We start from the raw sequence: 21,301 nt of genomic DNA on the forward strand, positions 1-21,301 counted from the left end.
ACGGCATAGCCGCTGGGTTTTTGCCGCCTGCTGCGGCGGGTGCCCTTCGGGCGCGTCCCAAATCGCCGGACGGGCTGGTTGTGGCTGGGCTCAGCCACAACCAGCCCGTCCGGCGTTTGAGGACACCGCCGCGCAGCGGTGGTGCGGGGCGGCGGCGGGGGCTACAGCGGCGGCGCCCCCCGCAGATGGCGCACGAGCTGCTCCAGAGCGGTCCAGCCCTCCGCGCTCTCGCCGTCGCCGAGCGGGTAGTAGAAGCCCGGCCGGGCGCTCGGGCCCAGTCGCACCGGGCGTTCCTTCAGCGGCGTCCTGCTCGCGGTGTCGCGCCCTGCCTCCCGGACCTCCGCGGGGCCCAGCACGAAGGCGTACGGCAGCGGCGGGCGCTCGAAGCGGGGCGGGGCGCTCAGGTCCCGGCGCGCCTCGCGCAGCTGGCACATCATGGTCTTCAGCCCGTGCCGGGTCACCAGCTCGCCGGCCAGGTCCGGCAGTGCCTCCAGGGGCGGCTTCTCATCGGGGCCGTAGCCCAGGGTGAGGGTGACGTCCTCCTCCACCCCCTCGGAGGTGCGGATCACGCGCAGGGTGGCGACGGCCGGGCGGTCCGGGGTGCCGACGGCCACCGTCCAGGTGGGCCGGGGGGCGCGCTCGTACGCCAGGTCGGTCAGCTGTCGCCGCGACCAGGTCAGACCGGCCGGTTCCGACGTTCCCCAGCCGGCCGGCGGGGTGCCGGTCAGCGCCTGCCAGGCGGCTTCCAGGGCGCCGCCGAGCACGAGGTCCGCCTCGGGCTGGTGCAGGGTGCGGAAGGAGACGATGAGCTGACGTTCGCCGGTGGGCTGAACGTCGGTGAAGGCCTCCGCCACCGGGCTCTCGCCGTTCTCGTCCCGGTCCGGGGAGAAGGCGCCGTCCTGCCAGCGCAGCACCGCGCCGGTCAGCCCGTCGTAGTAGCCGCACCGCTCGTCCTGCACCACCCAGCGTGAGGGTGTGGACTGCAGCAGCATGCGGGTGGGCAGGGAGAGGCGGCAGTGCGGCGGGGTGACGATCTGCAGGGACCGGTCGCTCTCCACGGTGGCTCGCAGCGCCTCGGAGAGCCAGCTCGTCATCGGGACGACCGGGCGGTCCTGGAGGACGACGGCGGCCTCGTCGGTGAGCATGTCGACGGCCGGCTGGGCGGCGGCGGGGACCGGTACGGCCGTGACGCCCGAGACGTCGACCGGGCGGGCCGCGCCGACGGTGCCGGGGGCGTCCGGCGGCCAGACCCGGCCGCCCAGAAGCATGGTCAGCCGGGCCGCGAAGGCACCCGCGAGCTGCTCGGCCTGGGGGACGCCCGTGGTGGCGCGGGCCTCGATCCACCATGCCGGGCCATCGCCGGACGGCTCGGCTCCGGGCCCCAGCAGCCGGGCCGCCTCGCCCGGCACCTGGAGCAGCAGCGGCGCCTCGATCGAGACGAGCGGCCGGCCCTCGGCGTCGCACAGCTGGACCACGGCACCCTCACCGGTGGTCCCGACCCGCAGGTCCGGGCCGCCCGCGAGCAGGCCCGCCAGGACGCTCAGGGCGTCCGGCATGCGCTCGGTGAGCGCGATCACGTCCTTGGTCATGCGGTGGTCCCCCTGGTCATGCGTGGTCGGCTGTCGTCTCGGTGTCGCCGTCCGCGGCGGCGAGCGCCGTCTGGATCAGCCGGGTCGCCTCGCCCCGGCGCACGAGCGTGCCGCGCCCGGGCGGCTGGGCGCTCGCGTACACGCCGGGGAAGAGCTGGCCCTCCTGCCGGTCGCCGGTCATGACGACCGCCGTGGTGCCGCTCTCCCGGAGCGTCATCAGGAACGGCTCGTACAGCGCCCGCGAGGCTCCCGCCACCCTGCGGGTGACGACGAAGTGCAGGCCGATGTCCTGCGCGGAGGGGATGAACGGCATGAACGGCGCGAGCGGTTGCTGGCCGCCGGTGGTGAGGATGTCGTAGTCGTCGATGAGGATGACGATGCGTGGACCCGAGTACCAGGTGCCGGACGCGAGGGCGTCCTGGGCGCCGAGGTCGTCGGGCATGCGCTTCTCGAGCTCGGTGGCGATGCCGGCGGCCAGCGCGCCGCACAGCCGGGAGTTGTGGGCGTAGCCGCCGCGGTACTCCTCGGGCACCAGCTTGCGCAGGCCCCGGCGGGGGTCCATGACCGCGAAGACGATCTCCTCGTCGGAGTAGCGCTCCATGAGCCCCTGGGTGACCAGGCGCAGCAGGTTGGTCTTCCCGCACTCGCTGTCGCCCAGGATCATCAGGTGCTGGTCGCGCTTGAACAGGTCGAGCAGGACGGGCGCGAGGGCCGTCTGGTCGAGCCCGAGGGGCACCCGGTTGGGCTCGGACGTCACGGACGGCAGGGAGGCGGCGGGGATGCGGGTGGGCAGCACCCTGACCCGCTGGGCGCCGTCGCCGGACCAGGACGAGCGGATCACCATGGCCGCCTGTTCGACGGCCGGGCCCAGCTCGGAGACCGAGGCGAGGGAGTCGATGCGGGGCAGCGCCGTCTGGGCGAAGAGCTTGCCGTCGGTCAGGACGCGGCCCTTCTCGTCGGGGGCCAGGGTCTCGGCGAGCTTGCGGTCGATGCTGGAGTCGCCGGGGTCGTTCAGGCGCAGCTCGACGCGGGTGCCGAACAGGGACTGGGTGGCGATGCGGACGTCGTTCCAGCGCAGCATGCCCGCGACGACGTGGATGCCGTAGCCGCCGCCGCGCTTGAGCAGGTCGGTGACGGCGTCGTCGAGCTCGTCGAAGTCGTCGCGCAGGGCGCCGAAGCCGTCGATGAGGAGCACGATCTCGGTCGAGGACAGCTCGGGGAGCCGGCCTTCGGCGCGCAGTTCGCGCAGCCGCTCGACGGAGTCGATGCCGTGCTCGCGGAAGAGTTCCTCGCGGGCGGCGAGCATGCCGCGGACCTCTTCGACCGTGCGGGCGGCGCGTTCGCGGTCGGCACGGCCGGCGATGCCGCCGACGTGCGGGAGTCCGGAGAGCGCGGCGAGGCCGCCGCCGACGAGGTCGAGTCCGTAGATGCCGACCTCGCGCGGTGTGTGCGTCATGGCGAGGGACAGCGCCAGGGTGCGCAGCAGGGTGGTCTTGCCGGACTGGGGGCCGCCGATGACGGCGGCGTGGCCGCCGGCGACGGTGAGGTCGAGGACCCACTGCCCCTGCCACTGCTTGGCCGGGTCGTCGAGGAGGCCGAGCGGCACCTTGAGCGGGCCGGGCCGGACGGCCAGCTGCATGCCGCGCTCGCCGGCCCGGAGCGGGCCCGCCGAGGTGTCCAGGGCGATGGCCCGGGGCAGCGGCGGCAGCCAGATGCCGCGGGTGGGCCGGGCGGCGTCGCGGAGCTGGTCGACGACGACGGACATGACGGTGGGGCCGGGGTTGCGGTGGCGCATGGCCGGCTGGCTCTCGCCGGGGCCCGTCTCGGGCTCGCCGAGGGTGTTGAAGTCCGGGTAGGGGTGGACGACCGGTCCCTCGTCCTCGACGTTCCGGGCGACCGGGCCGTGGTAGGGGCCGGACACGAAGCTGGCCTTGAACCGCTCGTAGGCGCTGGTGTCGACCTTGAGGTAGCCGAAGCCGGGGATGGGCGGCAGGTGGAAGGCGTCGGTGGTGTCGAGCACCGTGCGGGACTCGTCGGCGGAGAAGGTGCGCAGGCCGAGCCGGTAGGAGAGGTAGGTGTCCAGGCCCTTGAGCTTGCCGCCCTCGATGCGCTGGCTGGAGAGCAGCAGGTGCACGCCGATGGAGCGGCCGATGCGGCCGATGGACAGGAACAGGTCGATGAAGTCGGGTTTGGCGGTGAGGAGTTCGCCGAACTCGTCGATGACGACGAAGAGGTGCGGCAGCGGCTCCAGGTCGGGGCGGGTCTCGCGCAGCGCGGCGTAGTGGCCGATGTCGGCGATGTTCCCGGCGTCCTTGAGGACCTGCTGGCGGCGCTGTACCTCGCCGGCGAGGGAGGAGTGGACGCGCTCGACGAGCCCGGCCTGGTTCTCCAGGTTGGTGATGACGCCGGCGACGTGCGGCAGGTCGGCGAACGGCGCGAAGGTGGCACCGCCCTTGTAGTCGACCAGGACCATCGCCAGGTCCTCCGGCGGGTGCGTGGCGACCAGGGCCAGTACCAGGGTGCGCAGCAGCTCGCTCTTGCCGGAGCCGGTGGCGCCGACGCACAGGCCGTGCGGGCCCATGCCGAGTTCGGAGGATTCCTTGAGGTCGAGCAGGACGGGCTGGCGGGAGTCGCTGATGCCGATCGGTACGCGCAGGAAGGCGCGTTCGCCGCGGGGCCGCCACAGTTCGCGGACGTCCAGGGCGGCGGGGTCCTCGACGCCGAGCATCTCGGCGAAGTCGACGGGGCCGGAGAGCGGGGCGTCGACGAGGGATTCGGGTGACAGCCGCAGCGGGGACAGCAGGCGGGCGAGGCCCTCGGCGCCGGGGGTGGTGGCCCGGTCGGCGGTGCCGTGCGAGGTGACCGGCTCGGCGGGGCGCAGGTCCTCGATGTGGACCTGGTCGCCGTCGACGGTGATGCGCAGGGAGACCTGGCCGGGCTCCTGCACCCGCTCGGCCACCAGGTGCAGCACGGTGACGCCCATGTCCCGCAGGGTCACGGCGTCGTCAGGGCGGGGCAGTTCGTGCGCGTCCTCGCCGTACTCGTCACTGACGACCAGCAGTCGGCCGGTCATCTCCAGGGCGTCCTTGCCGGAGAGGCCGCGGCGCACCTCGGCGGCGTAGGAGGCGCGGGCGCGCAGGTCCCGGTTCATGAGCCGGGCGAGCTGGGCGAGCGCGGGGGCGATGCGGCGGGCGCTGACGGGTCCGTCGTGCTCGTCGGGGTCGAGGGTGTGGGGCAGCCACTTGAGCCAGGACCAGTCGGTCATGCGGTCGCCGGGGCAGGCGAGGGCGATGGCGACGTCGTCGGGGGCGTGGGCGACGGCGGTCTGGGTGAGCAGGGCGCGGACGACACGCAGGACGCCCTCGCGGTCGCCGACGACGCTGACGTTGCCGGCGCGGTCGAGGGGGACCGTCAGGGGCAGGTCGGTGGCTGTGGAGAATCGATTCTTCAGCGCCCCGGCCTCGTTGAGCATGAATCGGTCGGGCGGGGTGAGGACGCTGCTGCCCTGCTCGCCGATGTCCAGGGGGCGTACGGGCATCCGGCCGGTGCCCACGCGCACGCGCAGGAAGTCGCTGTCGAGACGGCGCCGCTCCCACAGCCGGGCGGGGTCGCGCACGATGTCGTAGAGCGCCTCGGGCGGCGGGTCGAGGACCCGGGCCGTCTCGCGGCGCTCACGCTCCTCGGCGCCCAGCTCCTCGCGGAGCTCCTCCAGGTACTCCAGATAGCGCTCGCGCTGCTGGCGCCGGGTGCGCTGGGCCTTGCCGCGCTGGGACAGCAGCATGCCCACCGAGCCGATGACGGTGACGAGGAGCACGATCGCGCCGAGCCCGGCGAACTGGCTGTTGCGCACCATCGTCATCATCACGACGGAGCTCATCACGCCGGCGATGGGCATGAGGGTGTGCATGGCGCCGCCGGTCTTGCCCTCGGGCAGATTGGGCGGCGGCTCGATGGTGCGTGCCTGGGGTGTGGGCAGCGGCCGGGTGGTGCGGGCGGGGCGGTGGACTATGCGGGTGCTCATCGGTTGCTTCGCCTGCTCATGGCTCGGGTGAGGACTTCGGCGGCGAGCTCGGTGACGGCCTCGCGCGTGACCTGGCCGAGCAGGTCGGTGCGGATCGGGCCGCCGGTGGCGAGGTGCCGGTCGTACGGGAGCATCAGGACCTTCACGCCGTCGAGCTGGAGGTGCTCTCGTGCCGCGGTCACATCAAGCGTCATATGCGGGGACGACGCGGCGACGACCACCACGGTTCCCTCCAGCATCTTGGGTCGCGACAGCGACGCCATCCAGTCCAGCACCGAGCGGGTGCTGGTGATGCCCTCGACGGTGGCGGGGGTGACCAGCACCCGTGCCTGTGCCGCCGCCAGGGCGGTGCGGGACAGCTCGCTCGGGAGGCTGTCGCAGTCGACGACGGTGATGCCGAAGTAGCGGCGCAGCGCGACCATCACCGAGCGGTAGTCGGCCAGTTCCAGCCGGTGGCCCACCCGGCCCTGGCTGCCGGGCAGCAGCCAGCCCCGGTCGGGCAGCTGGACGAGGTAGCCGACGACGTCGGTGAGTTGCATCGACGGGTCGATGAGCTGCGCGACGTCGCTCGTCGTCCAGCGCACCTTGGTGACGCCGAGCCTGGCCGGCAGGGTGCCCAGCGCCGGGTCGGCCTCCAGCATCAGCACGGGGTCCTGGCGGTAGTGCGCGTAGGTGCGGCCGAGCAGCGCGGCGACAGTGGTCTTGCCCGCGCCGCCGCGGATGCTGGTGACGATGATCTGCCGGCCCGTGGTGAGCGGCTGCTGCAGCGCCTGCGCGACGCGGGTCGCCTCCTCCACCTCGCGGGTGGCCGAGGAGCCGACGAGCCGGCGCAGCGAGCGGGAGGTCCGCTTGGCGGCGGTGTCCCCGCTGAGCGGCTTGCCCTTGACCAGCTCGTCGGGGAGCGGGAGCTCCATGGTGACGGGCGTGGGCAGGGGCCGGGGGGCGGGGGCGGGCGCCGGGCGGGCGTCGGTAACGGCTTGGCCCGGCGCCTCGGCCCGGCCCGGCACCTCGGCCCGCGAAGGCGCGTCGGCGGCCGCGGCCGGGGGCCGGCCGGCCTGTTCCCCGGGCCGGGCCGGATCGCCGGGCCGATCCGGTTCACCGGGTTCGTTGGTGAGGTTGCGCAGGTTGCGCAGTACGTCGCCCTGCCAGTCGTCCTGGGACATGCGGTCTCTCCTGGAGCTCAGAACTGGTGGAGCAGACGTACGTAGACGCCGAACACCCCGACCGCGAGCGGGAACAGTGCGATCACGCCGATGGTCTCGACGAGGTCCACGGCGCGGCGCAGCCGGACGCCGACGTGTTCCGGCAGCCGGACCGCCAGCACGGCGAGCGGCACGACCGCCACCCCGCAGAGCGCGGCCAGCGGCCCGTACGGGGTGCCGGGGAGGTGGTCGATCCACAGCACCACGAGGCGGACGAGCAGCACCAGGGCGGCCGCCAGCAGCGTGACGACCTCGGCGATCAGGGGGAAGGCACGCGCGCGGGAGAGCAGCACGACCACCACGACGGACGCGAGCAGGACCGTCCACCACGAGGGCGAGGTGACGGCCAGCAGCCCGCCCGCCGCGGCGGACACGGCGACGGCGACCGTGGCCAGGACCAGCCCGCGGTGGGTGGCGGCCAGGGCGGTCTCGACCTCGTGGCGGCTGACGGAGGCGCCGCCGGAGCGGCGGTCGTCGAGTCCGGTGAGCCCGGCCGCCATCAGCGCGAGGCGGGGCAGCAGGCCGAGGACGACGACGGAGACGACGGCCATGACGGATCCGACGCGTGCCGTGTCGTGCTGGAACGCGGCGACGGCCTCCCACACCCCGGTGGTCAGGGCGACGGCTCCGGCGCCGATCAGGCCGCCCTTGCCGAGCTGCGAGAACAGTCCGAGGAGGGCGAGGGTCACGGTGATCGCGGCGGCCACGGCGGCGAGCCGCGCGGGCCCGGTCCAGGCGTGCGCGTCGGCGGCGGTCCACGCGGCGAGCACGCCCAGCGCGCCACCGGTCAGCACGAGGGTGGTGCCGAGGTCGCGGCCTGCCTGACCGGCCTGGCCTGCCGTCCGGTCGCGCCGGCCGGCCCGGGTGCCGATCCGGGCGGCGACCGCGCCGACGGCCGCGACGAGCGCGGCCGTCACGGCGAGAGCGGCCGCCACCGAGGCCGGGCCGAGGCTGGTGCGCGCGAGCACACCGGCGGTCACGGCCAGCACGATCGTCGCCAGGCTCGCGGTCCACCGCCGGGCCTCGGGCCGCCAGCGCCAGGCGCGGACGTCCAGGTCCTCGGCGAGCTCGTCGGTGACGTCGTGCACGACGGGGGCGGAGGGCGCGTCGTGCACGCGGACGAGCCGGAGCACGGCACCGTCGGGCACGGCGGCCTCGGCGAGAGTCCCGTCCTGCGGAAGAACCGTTCCCTCAGCAGTGATCAGATGCCGGGCGGCCGGTCGCTCACCGACCCTGTCGTCCAACAGCCGCAGGACATCGGGCAGAAGCCGCCCGATGGGCTCGTCCGCGGGGAGCACGAGATCCACGCGCCGGCGGTCGCCGACGAGAGTGATCCTGCTCAATTCCGTACGCTGTTTGTCCCCCACATTTACCACGCGGCAGAACCTATCACTGGGCCGGCTCCGTCACTTTGTGCGTTCCTTTCGGGCTTTTCGCCGATTTCGTATGCGAGGCGGAGGGCTTCGCCTGCAAGGCTGAAGACTTCGTACGCGACGCCGACGGCTTCGTATGCGAGACGGAAGACTTCGTGTGCGCAGACTTCGCGTGCGGCGAGGCGGACGGCGAAGGCGACAACGACGGTGACGGGGTCACCTGCGGCGCATAGCGCTGCTGTTGCTGTTTCTGCTGCTCTTTCTGCTTGGCCAGGGTGTGCTGGATGAACGACCACCCCACACAACCGGCACACAGCACTGCCGCGACGGCGATCCCCGCGAATATCTTGCCGAGCTTCTCGTCCGCCGTACGGCGGGCCCGCTGGGCACCGTAGAGCAGCGCATCACGCATACGCCGACGCCGTACCGACACCGACTCCAGCAGCTGACTGTCGTAATCCTTCGCCATCATTCCCCGATCGGCCGGGCTCAGCGAGCCGGTATGGACCTACGAACCCCGGGCGATCTGAAAGGCCATGAACAGCAGCCAGGACACCGGGATCAGCAACCCCAGCGCGGCGGGCCGCTTCCGCAGCGGCACACCGGGATTCATCTGCATACCCGGCTGCCCGGGAACGGGCGGCGGGAGTTTGTTGATCTTGACCCTGACGAAGAGGTTCCACAGCAGGGTGAACGGGGTCAGAAGGACCAGCGACAGCGGGCTCCACCAGCCCTGGAGCAGGGTCTTTCCGGTCATGTCGCGCCACACGGCCGTTCCGCAATTGCGGCAGAACGGGCCCTTGAGGGACAGGAACCGCATCATGATCAGAATGCCCTGATGCCCGCGCACGGTCGCCTCGACGGCGGGGAATCCACCACAGAGCCGGCAGTGCGCCTGCCCCGCAGGCGGCTGAAATCCCTGCTGCGGCACGCCCTGCTGATCCCAGCCCTGCTGGGGGGCGTGGCCCTGCGGGGGCGGAAAACCGGGCTGCTGCTGGAAGGGCTGCTGCCCCGGAAAAGGCTGCTGCTGCGGCGGAGTCGCCACGAAATCCCCCGAATCACTCATTTGCAAGTTGGAACGGCGCGGTCATGACACACGCCGGCTGCCATGCCTATCAACTTTTGCCGGGGGAACGCAAAGCGCCGTCGACATTCCGCCCATAGCCGGGCGGTAGTTCACCACCCGACGGCGATCGGCCCCCTCCGTCGCCGACCTCAACAGATGATCATGAACCGCGCGAGCCGGGGGCTCGGGCTCCGTTCCCCTCCATCCCCACCTTCACAGGCCGGGCCCTCTCAAGCCGCGAGTACGGCCTTGGTCCGGAGGAATCCTGACGGCCCGGGAGTGCCGCGTCCGCAAGAGTGCCCCCTGAATTCACAGCCGGATTCAGGGGTCACCGCATCACCATTCGCCACGTTTACTTCGTCGCCCGGAGCTCCGGCACCGCGTCCGTCAGCTCCATGAGGCGTTCCTGCCCGACGGCAGGCATCTGGAAGCCCGCCGCACGGGCCCGTGTGACGAACTCGTCCGGCAGGGCGAGGTGATAAGTGGTCGTAGAACCAGAGATCTCCTCGCCATACCCATTCACCGTCGGTGAACCGGGAACCACCACCGAGGATGCTCTCGCCCGACCCCAGCACGTCGTCCACCACGCCCAGGGAGGCGAAGAGCACGTGGCCGCCGCGCAGGTAGGCCGCGATCGTAGCGGTGCATCGGCCGCCGCCCCCCCTACGGCCGCTTCGGCTGAAGCCGTCCTACTCGGCGCGGCCCAGCGTCTCGCGGACCTCCGCGCGTACCTTCTCGTCGCCGACCGTCAGCAGGTACTCACCGAATTGCCGGGCCTCCGGCCCCTTGGCGCGGTACACGATGGCGACGGCATGGTTCAGCGTGCGGGGGGAGGAGCTGACGTTCAGCACCTTCATGGCCATTTCCACGCCCAGGGGGCCATCGAGAACCGTCACCGCACTGGCCAGGTCGACCAGCTGGGTGGGCAGGTCGAAGAGCCGCTTCTCACCCGCCGCCAGGGACCGTACGCCCCGGTCGACGACCTCCTTGATGTCGTCCAGCAGCGCCCGCAGCGTGGCGTTGTCGAACAACTCGCCCAGCTTGTCCTCGAAGTACTGGCTGTCGGCGAGCCGCACCAAGGCGCGGGCCGCCTCCACGCGCAGTTCCTCGGTTCCCTTTTCCCGCGCCAGGTCCCCGTCGGCCACCGCGTCCGCGAGCTGCGCGAATGTGCTGTCGACGGAGAACTTGCGGTCGACCGAGAAGTCGTACCAAGGCGTGCCCTCGGGGTCCGCGGCAGCCCGGATGACCGCCTCGTAACCGGCCGTCTCGCCCCAGGTCGCCAGCGCCACGCAGGCCAGGAAACGCTCGATCTCCGGCTCGGCGGGATCGTTCATCAGCTCGATGAGTCCGGGCACGCGGTCCCGGTGCCGGGGCTCGTCGAAAGCCCCGAAGAGCACGTCCTCGATATCCGTCGTCGGCTCGCCATCGAAATCCGTGCCGAGCAATTCACTGAAGCGGGTCATGAGTGGCATCCTTTCGCATTCCGCCCGTCGGTCGTCGTCACGGTCCGCTGATGTAGTCACGCGGCACGACGCCCTTGATGAGCCACTCCGAATCCCGGCGGGTGTGCATCATGTCCTTCATGCGCTGCGCGAGGCTCTTCGTCTTGGCCTTGCCCAGGCCGAGCTCCTTGGCGATCTCGGCGGCCCTCGCATCGATCTCGGGGTGCGGTGTGTCCCGGGGGACGGTGATGTCCACGGGCCGACCGGCGACCTTGTCGGCAGCCTGCTGGATCGCCGCCTCGACCTCCCTCGGCGAGTAGACCTCCACACCCTTGACCTTGCCCTTGGCTATGTCGTCCACGAGCCGGGGCAGGTCGATCTGGATCTTCTGGCCGCCGTAGTCCTTGGCGTTGGCGCCGTCCTCACTGGTCGAGGTGTAAGGGCTCTCCGACTTCTTCGGCTCGCGCCCCACGATGTGGTCGACGATCGTCGCGTCACCGTGCGGGTTGGCGGGTACGAGGTCGCCGTCCTCGTTGAGGTAGCTCTTGCGCTGGCCCTTGTTGTTGTGGGTGTCCGAGAAGTCCGCGTCATGACGCTTGAGGGGCGGGATCTCCTCCGCGGGACCCGGCTTGTACGAGCCGGGCGGCGTGTGATCACCCGAACCGGAGCCGGAGTCACCCGAACCGGAGCCGGAGTCACCTGCGCCCGAGCCGGAGTCACCGGAGCCGGAACCGGAGTCACCTGCGCCCGAGCCGGAGCCCGTGCCGGAGTCGCCGGTGTGACCCGCGCCCGCGCCGGGACCGGTACCCGAGCCCTTGTCCGAGCCGGAGCCCGAATCGGCGGGACCGGAGTCCTTGCCCGAGCCGCCGGGACCGTCCGAGCCGCCGTGCCCGCCGGCGCCGGCACCCGTGCCCGGCGTCTCGCCGTGGCCGCCGGTGCCGTGCCCCGCGCCGCCACCGCCCGGCGTGTGGGAGCCGCCTCCGCCCGACGGAGTGTGCGAGCCCCCACCCGTGCCCGAGCCGCCGCCGGTCGAGTGGTCCGCGACGTGTCCGCCCGTGGACGGCGTGTTCGGCGTGGTGTCGCCGCCCGCCGGGTGTGCCCCGTCGCCCGGGTGCGCCGAGCCCGTCGGGTGGTTCGCGGAGTTCTCCACGCGGCTGGGGCCGCCCGCGCCCTCGAGCACCTTCTCCTTGACCGGAGCGGTCTCGTGCTCGCTGACGTTGGGCAGGTCGTCCTTGTGCGGCTCCGGGTGAGGCTCCTTGTCGGGAACGACGTTGCCGTTCGTGTCCCGGATGTGCCCGTCCTCGCCGACGACGTACGTGTTGCCGTCGGGGTCGACGTACTCACGGCCGGCGGGCGTCTTCTCACCGGAGCCGGCAGGCGTGGACGACGAGTCGCCCGTGTGGGCGGGAGTCGAAGAACCCTCGCCCGTGTGGGACGGAGTCGAAGAGCCATCGCCCGTGTGAGCAGGCGTCGACGAGCCCTCGCCAGTGCGGGAGGGAGTCGAGGAACCGTCACCCGCGTGGGACGGAGTCGACGAGCCCTCCCCCGCGTGGGCCGAAGGCGCGTTCACCTCGGTCGGGTGCGGCGAAGTGCCCGTGGGGACGTTGCGGGCCATGTCGTCCAGGCCCGCCTGGCTGGCCTTCAGGCCCTCCATGAAGTCGCCGACCTTGAGCTTGGTGACGCCCGCCGCCTTGCCGAGGTAGCTCATCGGGTCGACGAGCGCCCCCGCCTTGCCCATCACGGTCGCGGCCTCCCCGGCCACACCGAGCTTCCCGGCCTTGCCGAGCTTGAGCAACGAGCCCGAGCCGAGGGTCAGGCCGTTGAACAGCACCGTCCCGAACGCCCGCGAAGGATCCTTGCCCCACTCGTCCCACGCGACCATCGACTTGCCGAAGTTGCGCAGGGCTGCCTTCTGCTTGTCGGTGTCACTGTGGTCGACCGGGCCGAACATCTTGTCCATCGCCCAGTCGTACGGCGTCATGATGTACGCGCTGACACCACCGAAGACATCGCCGATACCCGACCAGGTCTTCTTGAAGTTGTCCCAGTCGAAGAAGTTGACCATGCTGCCGAGGCCCTTGAGGGTGCCCAGGACACCGTCGACGAAGAACCCCTTCAGCGCGCCGCCGACGTTGTCCTTCGTCCACTCCCACGCGGCCCGCAGACCCGTGTACTCGCGCTCGTCGACCGTCCCCCAAGGCGTTTCCTTGGCGTCCTTGACGTCGCTTTCCTTGAAGCCGTACATGCCGGCCTTGTGCGAACCGTCGTCGACGACGAAATGCGTGCCGCCGACCAACGTGGTGATCTTGTTGGCCGCATCACGCTCGACGCCCTGGAACGCCACCCAGGTCGTGCCGACCTCGCGGACAAGACGCGCATTCTCGTCGATCTTGCCCTGGTCCTTCTGCCAGTCGTCGTCGTCCTTGTTCTCGGCGACGAACTTCTCGGCGTCGCTGCGCAGCTGCTTCATCTTGTCGACGAGCGGCTTCGCGGTCGACGCGAAAGTCGACAGCGCACTGCTGACGGACTCCAGCTTCTTCGCGAACTCATCCGCTTTGTCCCGCACCGGAATCGTCGAATTGAGCAGGTGCTCCTGCTCAGGAGCGTCATAGACCGGATCCAGCGCCTGAAAGGCCTCATGGACGTTCTTGCCCGTGCCGCGAATGCTGGAGGCAGTCGTCTTCAGCTGGGACGCATGCGTCTCCAAGGTCTCCAGATTGCCCGTGAAGGTCGGTATCTTCCCCAGGTCGATCATTTCTTGGGGCCCTTCATCTCTTCCGGGGTCGGAGCCTTGGAGTACTCCTCCTGCTTGTTCTTCGCCATCTCCAGGTCGCCCTTGAGGTACTCCTCAGTGGCCAGGCGCGCCCCGGTGATGGACTTCCCCGTCCGGACGGGGAGGAACTTCAGGTCGTTCTCCGTCTTCTGCTGGAACTCCTGCAGAGCCTGGGCAACGGGGCCGAACGCACCGCCCTTGGGGATCTCGGTCCCGCCCAGAACCATCGTGCCCGCGTAGGTCGCGGCGCCCACCAAGTGCTCGCCGTACGACTTGAACTCTTCCTCGAACTTGCCGCCGGCCTCGGCGGTCTTGTTCAGGACTCCACGAACGCCATCCGGCTTGATGTCCCACTTGGACACGATGCCCCCCGTTCTGTAAAACGTTTCTTTCCGGTGCCCCGGCGTCAGCCGATGTTGTCGACGGCGGCCTTGGCCCTGGCCAGCGTCTGGTGCGCCGTGCCGTCGTTCTTCTCCATCGTCGAGCGCAGCAGCGTGATGATGGAGCGGACCTCGGCGGCCGCCTTGTCCCAGCGCTGCTCCTTGCCGTGGTACTCGTCCGAGACGCCGTCGGCCTGGAAGTCGGCCATCGCCGCCTTCACCGCCGCCTCGCGCTCGCCGAGCACCGTCTCCAGCCGGCCGATGATGCCCGCCAGCGAGCCCTGCACCTCGGTCGAGGCGCCGACGTCGTAACTCCGCCGGTCCGTACCCGTACCACCCATGTCAACTACCCCCGTATTCCTAGCGGCCCGAGAAACGAGCCGCGTCGAAGTTCGCCGCCGCCATCTGCTGCTTCGCGTTGTCCGCCGATTCCTGGTCACCCTGACCGAACGACGTGTCCATCCCCGACTGACCACCCAGGATCGAGCGCAGCGAGCCGTTCAGCGCGGCCGTCACATCGTCCGAGTGCTCCTTGAACTGATCGAAGGCCACTTTGCCCGAACCGTTGAACTTGCCCTCCAACGGTGCGGCAGCGGCGATCAGCTGGCGGATCAGACCACCAAGATCATCACTCGAACCCTGCGTACGGGACATCAGTCCCGTCAACGCCGTGTTACCCATATCGAACTTCACGAGCTCACCCCCGGTCACCTCTCACAACAGGCCGCTCGAACATCCACGGCCCGCACTGGCGTGCCATGTCTATCAACCCCTCATTGCCGCCTGCAACGTGAGCAGGGGTCGCTTCCGCATAGCTGTTACTCAGAAGTGGCATTCGTCGCACAACAAACCCCGCTTGTCACGCGCTTGTGACAAAGCGGGGTCAGTCGCGGCAGATGAGCAGCAGCGCCCGGTCGTCATTGACGTCCTTGGCGACGGCCTCGATGAGGTGCCAGGCGGCGCCGTGGAAGCCGCAGGCGACATAGCGGTCGGCCTCCCCGGTGAGCCGGTCCATGCCCTCGGTCAGGTCCCGGTCGGCCGTCTCGACGAGGCCGTCGGTGAAGAGCATGAGGACATCGCCGGGGCGTAGGGTGCCCTTGACGGGGTCGAACCGCGCGCCGTCGTAGACGCCGAGCAGGGGGCCTTCGGCGGCCTTCTCCTCCCAGCGGCCGGTGCCCGCGCTGAGTTGGAGCCCCGGCAGATGGCCGGCGGAGAGCAGTTCGTAGTCGCCGCTGTCGAGGTCGAGGACGAGGTGGACGGAGGTCGCGAAGCCCTCGTCCCAGTCCTGTCTGAGCAGATAGGCGTTGGCGGCGGGCAGGAACTGCGGGGGCGGCAGGGAGCCCAGCAGGCCTCCGAAGGCCCCGGAGAGCAGCAGGGCGCGGGAGGCCGCGTCCATGCCCTTGCCGGAGACGTCGGTGAGGACGACCTCCAGCGTGCGGCCGCCGTTGGTCCGCGCGGCGACGACGAAGTCGCCGGAGAAGGACTGGCCGCCGGCCGGGCGCAGGGCCATCTCCCGGTGCCAGCCGCGCGGCAGCTTCGGCAGCTTGCTCTGGACCCGGATCCGCTCGCGCAGGTCGAAGAGCATCGTGCCGCCGCGCCGCCAGGGCACCCCGACGCGGCTGCGGAACTGCGCGATCAGCAGCCCGAGGAAGCCCACCGCGGCGACGACGAGGATGGTGCCGGGGGTGACCCGGTCGGCGCCGTACGAGCCGGGGTCGTCCAGCGCCGCCGACTCCACGATGAGGGCAGCGGCCGAGGCCGCGTAGAGACCGAGCAGGCTCGCGGGCCGCAGCAGCAGCCCACCGGCCACGATGGGCAGGACGAGCGCGGCGGGGTCGCACCACTCGGGGTTGGCCACGGTGCCGAACGTGAGGGCGGGGACGGCGAGCAGCAGGGCGGTCAGGGCCAGCCAGTCGGAGCCGTCGCCGCGGAAATAGTCGACACCGGCTTTGCGCACACTCGTGCGGACCCGGTGCAGTCTTTTGCGCATCCGGGCCGTCGGGGTCTCCGCGCCGCCAGTCATTGCATCGGGACCTTATCCACCCATTCGGCGGTGCGTCGATTCACGCCGCGCCGACACGTCCGCCGGAAGGCACCGGTGTGCCGCCAGAGGGCCTCGGGAACGACTCGGAAGGCAACAGCCTATGCGAAATTCGTTCGCGCGGGCCGGGAACGCGCTGCTAGGCATGGGGCATGACGACGGAATTACGGGTGCTGCGTCCTGCCGACTGGGACCGGTGGTACGGAACGTTGGAACTGGCCTTCGGCGGGGCGGCGGACGCCCCCGAGGAGCGGGCGCTGTGGCGGGAGCTGACGTGCTTCGACCGCTCCTTCGGCGCCTGGGACGGCGATGAAATCATCGGTACGGCGGGCTCGTTCGCGTTCAGGATGACGGTGCCCGGCGGTGAGGCGGTGCCCACCGCCGGCGTGACGATGGTGGGGGTCCGGCCGACGCACCGCCGGCGCGGGGTGCTGCGGGACATGATGCGGCGCCTGCTCGACGACGTCCGGTCCCGGGACGAGCCGCTGGCCGCGCTGACCGCCTCGGAGCCCGTGATCTACGGCCGGTTCGGCTACGGGGCCGCGACGCACAGCCTGCACGCGAGCATCGACACCACCCGGGTGCGGGTCACGGTGCCACCCGGTACCGACGCGTCGGACGGCGCGCAGGGCGTGCGGTTGCGCTACTCGAAGCCCGAGGATGCGCGCGACGCGTGCGAGGCCGTCTACGCGCGCCGGGTAGCCGCCCGTCCGGGCATGCTGGTCCGGCAGCCGGGCTGGGAGAAGCAGCCGCTGCTCGACCCGGCGGACAAGCGCGAAGGGGCCTCACCGCTCCAGTGCGTGCTCGCCGAGGCCGACGGCGAGGTGGTCGGCTACGCGCGCTACGCGGTGCGCGCCGACTGGGACCTGGCCGGCCCGAAGGGCTCGGTGGTCCTGCGCGATCTGGAGGCGCTGACCCCGCAGGCGTACGCCGCGCTGTGGCGCTTCCTGACCGAGATCGACCTGACGACGCGGGTCACCACGACGAACCGTCCCGTCGACGACCCGCTGCTGCACCTGGTGACCGACATCCGGCGCTGCGAGATCGGGGTGCGGGACTCGCTCCACGTCCGGCTGGTCGACGTGGGCGCGGCGCTGTCCGCCCGTACGTACCGGACGCCGGTGGACGTGGTGTTCGAGGTGGAGGACGACTTCTGTCCCTGGAACGCCGGGCGCTGGCGGCTGACCGGTGACGCGAAGGGCGCGTCCTGCGAGCGCACCGACGACGCACCCGATCTGGCCCTGTCCGTACGGGAGCTGGGCACGGCGTACCTGGGCGGGGTGTCGCTGACCTCGCTCGCGGGCGCGGGCCGGGTGACGGAGCTGCGGCCGTCCGCGCTGGAGGAGGCGTCCTCGGCCTTCGGCGCCGCGGTGGCGCCCTGGCTGCCGCACGGGTTCTGAACCGCCCGGCCGACCGGGCCGGTCACTGACAGGTGGGGCACCAGAAGAGGTTGCGGGCGGCGAGCTCGGCGGTACGGATCTCGCCGTCGCAGATGTGGCAGGGAAGGTGGGCCCGGCGGTAGACGTAGACCTCGCCGCCGTGGTCGTCGACGCGCGGCGGGCGCCCCATGGCCTCGGGCATGTGCTCGGGCCGGACGGTGTCGATCCGGTTGTTCCGCACGCCCTCGCGCATCAGAGCGACCAGGTCGGCCCAGATCGCGTCCCACTCGGACCGGGTGAGATCGCGGCCGGGGCGGTACGGGTCGACGCCGTGCCGGAAGAGGACCTCCGCGCGGTAGACGTTGCCGACCCCGGCGATGACCTTCTGGTCCATGAGCAGCGCGGCGATCGTGGTGCGGCTCCTGGAGATCCGCCGCCACGCCTTGTCGGGGTCGTCGCCGGAGCGCAGCGGGTCGGGGCCGAGCCGGTCGTGTATCGCCTGCTTCTCGCCGTCGGTGATCAGGGCGCAGGTGGTGGGCCCGCGCAGATCGGCGTAGGCACCGGGGTTCGCGAGCCGCAGTCGGACGGTCTCGGTGGGCGGCGGCGCCTGGCCCGTGCCGAAGCCGAGCTTGCCGAAGAGGCCGAGGTGGATATGGACCCAGCCGGTCGCGGCGAAGCCGAGGAAGAGGTGCTTGCCGTGGGCTTCGGCACTCTCCAGCACCCGGCCGTCGAGCAGGGCCGCGCTGTCGGCGAACTTGCCCTGCGGGCTGCTCACCCGGGCCGGTCGGCCCGCGAAGAGGTCACGGTGGTCCGCCGCGAGGCGGTGGATCGTATGCCCCTCGGGCACGGCTTGTCCTCCGGACGGGTCGCGTTGACTGGTGCGGCTTCAAGACCGGGGCGCTGCCCCGGGCCCCCGGTCCTCAAACGCCGGACGGGCTGCTGCGCTGTGTCCTCAAGCGCCGGACGGGCTTATCCGGCCCGTCCGGCGTTTGAGGACAAAGGGGTATCAGCCCTGCTGCGGGTGGTGGGCGGGGATCTCCGGCAGCTCGCCGGTGCTCTCGTACCGGCTCAGCATCTCGATGCGGCGCGTGTGGCGCTCCTCACCCGAGTACGGCGTGGCGAGGAAGATCTCGACGAACTTCGTCGCCTCTTCCTGGGTGTGCATCCGGCCGCCGACGCTGATCACGTTGGCGTTGTTGTGCTCGCGCCCGAGGGCGGCGGTCTGCTCGCTCCAGGCCAGCGCGGCCCGGACGCCCTTGACCTTGTTCGCGGCGATCTGCTCGCCGTTGCCCGAGCCGCCGATCACGATCCCGAGGCTGTCGGGGTCCGCGGCGGTCCGCTCCGCGGCGCGGAGGCAGAACGGGGGGTAGTCGTCCTGGGCGTCGTAGATGTGCGGTCCACAGTCGACGGGGTCATGGCCCTGGGCCGTGAGCCACTCGACGAGGTGGTTCTTGAGTTCGTAGCCGGCATGGTCGGAGCCGAGGTACACGCGCATGCGTCCGAGTGTGGCACGACTCTCGGGGGGCACTCGTCGTCGGGGCCGGGGGTTACCCCGTGAATACAACGATACGGATTCGGGTCTTCCGAAAGACACCTGCAAAAAGTTCTAATGCGGAAGCTCGAAACCCGAGAACCAAAGGAAACGTTCTATGAGCGCGACACCGCCGACAATGACGAAGGCGCCGACGGCCGGCGATCCCGGCCAGGGCCCCGCGTCCGGCCAGGACGGCCTGAAGGCCGGGCTCAAGAACCGCCACCTGTCCATGATCGCCATCGGTGGCGTGATCGGCGCGGGCCTCTTCGTCGGTTCCAAGAGCGGCATCGCCGCCGCCGGCCCCGCCATCCTCATCTCCTACGCGCTCGTGGGCGCGATGGTCGTCTTCGTGATGCGGATGCTCGGCGAGATGGCCGCCGCCAATCCGACCTCCGGCTCCTTCTCCTCCTACGCCGACCGGGCGCTGGGCCGCTGGGCCGGCTTCTCCATCGGCTGGCTGTACTGGTTCTTCTGGGTCGTCGTGCTGGCGGTCGAGGCGACCGCGGGCGCCGAGATCCTCGAGGGCTGGATACCGGCCGTGCCGCAGTGGGCCTGGGCGCTGATCGTCATGGTGGTGCTCACCGCGACCAACCTCGGCTCGGTCAGCTCCTACGGTGAGTTCGAGTTCTGGTTCGCCGGCATCAAGGTCGTCGCGATCTCCGCGTTCGTCATCATCGGCGGGCTCGCGGTGTTCGGTCTGCTGCCGGGCTCGGACAACCCGGGCGCGGGGCTGGACAACCTCACCGCGCACGGCGGCTTCATGCCCAACGGGCCGGGCGCGATCCTCGCCGGTGTGCTGATGGTCGTCTTCTCCTTCATGGGCAGCGAGATCGTCACCCTGGCCGCCGGTGAGTCCGAGGACCCGCAGCGCGCGGTCACCAAGGCCACCAACAGCGTGATCTGGCGCATCGGCGTCTTCTACCTGGGCTCGATCTTCGTCGTCGTCTCGCTGCTCCCCTGGGACTCCAAGGAGATCGCCGAGAAGGGCAGCTATGTCGCCGCCCTCGACACGATCGGCATCCCGCACGCCGGCCAGATCATGAACGTGATCGTGCTGACCGCGGTGCTCTCGTGCCTGAACTCCGGCCTCTACACCGCCTCCCGCATGGCCTTCTCCCTCGGCCAGCGAGGTGACGCCCCGAAGGCGTTCGCCCAGGTCCGCCCGAACGGCGTGCCGCGGGCCGCGATCCTCGGCTCGGTCGTCTTCGGCTTCCTGTCGGTGTTCTTCAACTACATGTGGCCGGACACGGTCTTCAAGTTCCTGCTCAACGCCTCCGGTGCGGTGGCCCTCTTCGTCTGGCTGGCGATCTGCTTCACCCAGCTGAAGATGCGGAAGATCATCGAGCGTGAGACGCCGGAGCGGCACGTCGTGAAGATGTGGCTCTTCCCGTACCTGACGTGGCTGACCATCGGCATGATCACCTTCGTGCTCGGCTACATGGTCTACGACGGTGGCGACAACCGTCAGCAGGTCCTTCTCTCGACGCTGCTGGGTGTGATCGTCCTGGTCATCGGCATCGTCCTGGACCGCCGCCGCAAGATCGGGGCGGCTGCCACGAAGTAGTTTCCTCTCGCGTTTCGGGCCGGGCCCGCACCCCCCTTCACCAGGGGGTGCGGGCCCGGCCCGTTTCGTATGCGCGGCTTTCGTATGCGCGGCCGCGGCGGAGGCGCCGCCGGGGGGTGTCCGCCCTATGGGCCGCGAAGATCCGCCGGCCGGGCTCTAGCGGGAAGCGCCGAAGTTCTGGGTCCACCAGGGACCGTTGGCGCTGAGGTTGATGCCGACGCCTATCTCCTTGAAGGAGCAGTTCAGGATGTTGTCCCGGTGCCCCTGGCTCTTCATCCAGCCGTCCATCGCCGTACGGGCGTCCTTGGGGCTCTTGAAGATGTTCTCGCCGTAGGTGCTCCAGCGGTATCCGGCGGCCGTGATCCGGTCGCCGGGGCTCTTGCCCTCGGGGGAGGTGTGGTCGTAGTAGTCGCGGGCGGCCATGTCGTCGGAGTGGCCCTGGGCCGCGGCCCGGAGCTTGGCGTTGACGGTGACGGGCGAGCAGCCGGCGCGGGCCCGCTCCGCGTTGACCATCTCCACGACCTGCTGCGCGAGGCGTGCGGTCGGCCCGCCCGCCGGGGTGCCCTTGGGCTTGGGCTTCGGCTTGGGCTTCTTCGTCGGCTTGGGCTTGGGCTTGGCGGGGGACCCGCTCTTCTTGCCGGCCTTCGCCGGGTCCGCCGTCCCCTTGCCGGTCTCCTCGGGCTTCTTCTTCGGCTTCGCGGAGGCGCCGGCGGTGGCGGCCGGGGTCGCCTTCTTCTTCCCGGCGGCGACGGCGGCCGGCTCGGTGGCCTGGCGCCCGTCCCGCACCGAGGCCGCCCCGGCGGCCGGACGGCTGTCCCCGCCGCCGCCCCCGACCGCCTGGGCCACGCCGTAGCCGCCACCGGCGACGGCTATCAGGGCCACCGCCCCGGTCACCATCACGGCTCGTCGCGGGCGCCTGCCCCGGTTCCGGCGGGAG

General features: G+C 71.1%; 17 protein-coding genes and 1 pseudogene. 2 read left to right on the forward strand and 16 right to left on the reverse strand.

The window, feature by feature from the left end; translation table 11 throughout:
• Positions 1-161 precede the first annotated feature (161 nt).
• The 13 genes and pseudogenes from ACZ53N_RS23630 to ACZ53N_RS23690 all read right to left on the reverse strand — a co-directional run bounded on the left by ACZ53N_RS23630 (position 162) and on the right by ACZ53N_RS23690 (position 15,869).
• Positions 162-1,589 (reverse strand): DUF6177 family protein, encoded by a 1,428-nt coding sequence (locus tag ACZ53N_RS23630; RefSeq protein WP_469142800.1) that lies wholly within the window; start codon positions 1,587-1,589, stop codon positions 162-164.
• A gap of 16 nt (positions 1,590-1,605) precedes the next feature.
• Entirely contained in the window at positions 1,606-5,610 is a 4,005-nt protein-coding gene (gene eccCa / locus ACZ53N_RS23635) for a type VII secretion protein EccCa (protein WP_469142801.1), read from the reverse strand.
• Entirely contained in the window at positions 5,607-6,773 is a 1,167-nt protein-coding gene (locus tag ACZ53N_RS23640; RefSeq protein WP_469142802.1) for a MinD/ParA family ATP-binding protein, read from the reverse strand. The genes eccCa and ACZ53N_RS23640 overlap by 4 nt, the downstream gene beginning before the upstream one ends.
• 17 nt (positions 6,774-6,790) lie before the next feature.
• Positions 6,791-8,188 carry a type VII secretion integral membrane protein EccD gene (gene eccD, locus ACZ53N_RS23645; protein WP_469142803.1) on the reverse strand — a complete coding sequence of 466 codons (1,398 nt, stop codon included), beginning with the start codon at positions 8,186-8,188 and terminating at the stop codon, positions 6,791-6,793.
• A gap of 163 nt (positions 8,189-8,351) precedes the next feature.
• Positions 8,352-8,654: pseudogene (locus tag ACZ53N_RS23650) on the reverse strand (hypothetical protein); the annotation flags it as partial.
• 39 nt (positions 8,655-8,693) lie between these two features.
• Positions 8,694-9,230, reverse strand: a complete 537-nt coding sequence (locus ACZ53N_RS23655; protein ID WP_469142804.1) for a hypothetical protein — start codon at positions 9,228-9,230, stop codon at positions 8,694-8,696.
• Between the two features lie 373 nt (positions 9,231-9,603).
• A complete protein-coding gene (locus tag ACZ53N_RS23660) occupies positions 9,604-9,774 on the reverse strand; it encodes a hypothetical protein (RefSeq protein WP_469142805.1) in 171 nt (56 codons plus the stop codon).
• Positions 9,775-9,940: 166 nt separating this feature from the next.
• Positions 9,941-10,714 carry a hypothetical protein gene (locus ACZ53N_RS23665; RefSeq protein WP_469142806.1) on the reverse strand — a complete coding sequence of 258 codons (774 nt, stop codon included), beginning with the start codon at positions 10,712-10,714 and terminating at the stop codon, positions 9,941-9,943.
• Between the two features lie 37 nt (positions 10,715-10,751).
• Positions 10,752-13,448: a hypothetical protein gene (locus ACZ53N_RS23670; protein ID WP_469142807.1), complete on the reverse strand. Its 2,697-nt coding sequence runs from the start codon at positions 13,446-13,448 to the stop codon at positions 10,752-10,754.
• Positions 13,445-13,828, reverse strand: a complete 384-nt coding sequence (locus ACZ53N_RS23675) for a DUF6507 family protein (RefSeq protein WP_469142808.1) — start codon at positions 13,826-13,828, stop codon at positions 13,445-13,447. The genes ACZ53N_RS23670 and ACZ53N_RS23675 overlap by 4 nt, the downstream gene beginning before the upstream one ends.
• Positions 13,829-13,872: 44 nt before the next feature.
• Complete coding sequence (locus tag ACZ53N_RS23680) at positions 13,873-14,187, reverse strand: pore-forming ESAT-6 family protein (protein ID WP_469142809.1); 315 nt, start codon at positions 14,185-14,187, stop codon at positions 13,873-13,875.
• Between the two features lie 19 nt (positions 14,188-14,206).
• Positions 14,207-14,539 carry a hypothetical protein gene (locus ACZ53N_RS23685; RefSeq protein WP_469142810.1) on the reverse strand — a complete coding sequence of 111 codons (333 nt, stop codon included), beginning with the start codon at positions 14,537-14,539 and terminating at the stop codon, positions 14,207-14,209.
• Positions 14,540-14,729: 190 nt separating this feature from the next.
• On the reverse strand, positions 14,730-15,869 hold the full coding sequence (locus tag ACZ53N_RS23690) for a PP2C family protein-serine/threonine phosphatase (RefSeq protein ID WP_469142811.1): 1,140 nt from the start codon (positions 15,867-15,869) through the stop codon (positions 14,730-14,732).
• Positions 15,870-16,039: 170 nt separating this feature from the next.
• Between ACZ53N_RS23690 and ACZ53N_RS23695 the strand changes: the two genes are divergently transcribed.
• The gene (locus ACZ53N_RS23695) at positions 16,040-17,287 is read left to right on the forward strand and encodes a GNAT family N-acetyltransferase (RefSeq protein WP_469142812.1); all 1,248 of its coding nucleotides are present in this window, start codon (positions 16,040-16,042) and stop codon (positions 17,285-17,287) included.
• 22 nt (positions 17,288-17,309) lie between these two features.
• Here the strand turns inward: ACZ53N_RS23695 and ACZ53N_RS23700 are convergent, their stop codons facing one another.
• Positions 17,310-18,113, reverse strand: coding sequence for an Fpg/Nei family DNA glycosylase (locus ACZ53N_RS23700; protein ID WP_469142813.1), 804 nt, complete (start codon positions 18,111-18,113; stop codon positions 17,310-17,312).
• A gap of 159 nt (positions 18,114-18,272) precedes the next feature.
• On the reverse strand, positions 18,273-18,761 hold the full coding sequence (locus ACZ53N_RS23705) for a ribose-5-phosphate isomerase (protein WP_365370578.1): 489 nt from the start codon (positions 18,759-18,761) through the stop codon (positions 18,273-18,275).
• Between the two features lie 154 nt (positions 18,762-18,915).
• On the opposite strand from ACZ53N_RS23705, the gene ACZ53N_RS23710 reads away from it, so the two are divergent.
• Positions 18,916-20,364, forward strand: a complete 1,449-nt coding sequence (locus ACZ53N_RS23710; RefSeq protein WP_469142814.1) for an amino acid permease — start codon at positions 18,916-18,918, stop codon at positions 20,362-20,364.
• A 156-nt stretch (positions 20,365-20,520) separates the two neighbouring features.
• Here the strand turns inward: ACZ53N_RS23710 and ACZ53N_RS23715 are convergent, their stop codons facing one another.
• Positions 20,521-21,261 carry a CAP domain-containing protein gene (locus ACZ53N_RS23715; RefSeq protein ID WP_469142815.1) on the reverse strand — a complete coding sequence of 247 codons (741 nt, stop codon included), beginning with the start codon at positions 21,259-21,261 and terminating at the stop codon, positions 20,521-20,523.
• Between the last annotated feature and the right edge of the window lie 40 nt (positions 21,262-21,301).

The sequence above is a fragment of the Streptomyces sp. NPDC033229 genome, assembly GCF_055576875.1.

Excerpts from the sequence above, each read along its gene's own strand:
- ACZ53N_RS23690 (WP_469142811.1), bottom strand. The coding sequence starts at position 15,869 with ATGACTGGCGGCGCGGAGACCCCGACGGCCCGGATGCGCAAAAGACTG.
- eccCa (WP_469142801.1), bottom strand. The coding sequence starts at position 5,610 with ATGAGCACCCGCATAGTCCACCGCCCCGCCCGCACCACCCGGCCGCTG.
- ACZ53N_RS23715 (WP_469142815.1), bottom strand. The coding sequence starts at position 21,261 with ATGGTGACCGGGGCGGTGGCCCTGATAGCCGTCGCCGGTGGCGGCTAC.
- ACZ53N_RS23705 (WP_365370578.1), bottom strand. The coding sequence starts at position 18,761 with ATGCGCGTGTACCTCGGCTCCGACCATGCCGGCTACGAACTCAAGAAC.
- ACZ53N_RS23640 (WP_469142802.1), bottom strand. The coding sequence starts at position 6,773 with ATGTCCCAGGACGACTGGCAGGGCGACGTACTGCGCAACCTGCGCAAC.
- ACZ53N_RS23630 (WP_469142800.1), bottom strand. The coding sequence starts at position 1,589 with ATGACCAAGGACGTGATCGCGCTCACCGAGCGCATGCCGGACGCCCTG.
- ACZ53N_RS23695 (WP_469142812.1), top strand. The coding sequence starts at position 16,040 with ATGACGACGGAATTACGGGTGCTGCGTCCTGCCGACTGGGACCGGTGG.
- ACZ53N_RS23680 (WP_469142809.1), bottom strand. The coding sequence starts at position 14,187 with ATGGGTGGTACGGGTACGGACCGGCGGAGTTACGACGTCGGCGCCTCG.
- ACZ53N_RS23665 (WP_469142806.1), bottom strand. The coding sequence starts at position 10,714 with ATGACCCGCTTCAGTGAATTGCTCGGCACGGATTTCGATGGCGAGCCG.
- ACZ53N_RS23710 (WP_469142814.1), top strand. The coding sequence starts at position 18,916 with ATGAGCGCGACACCGCCGACAATGACGAAGGCGCCGACGGCCGGCGAT.
- ACZ53N_RS23670 (WP_469142807.1), bottom strand. The coding sequence starts at position 13,448 with ATGATCGACCTGGGGAAGATACCGACCTTCACGGGCAATCTGGAGACC.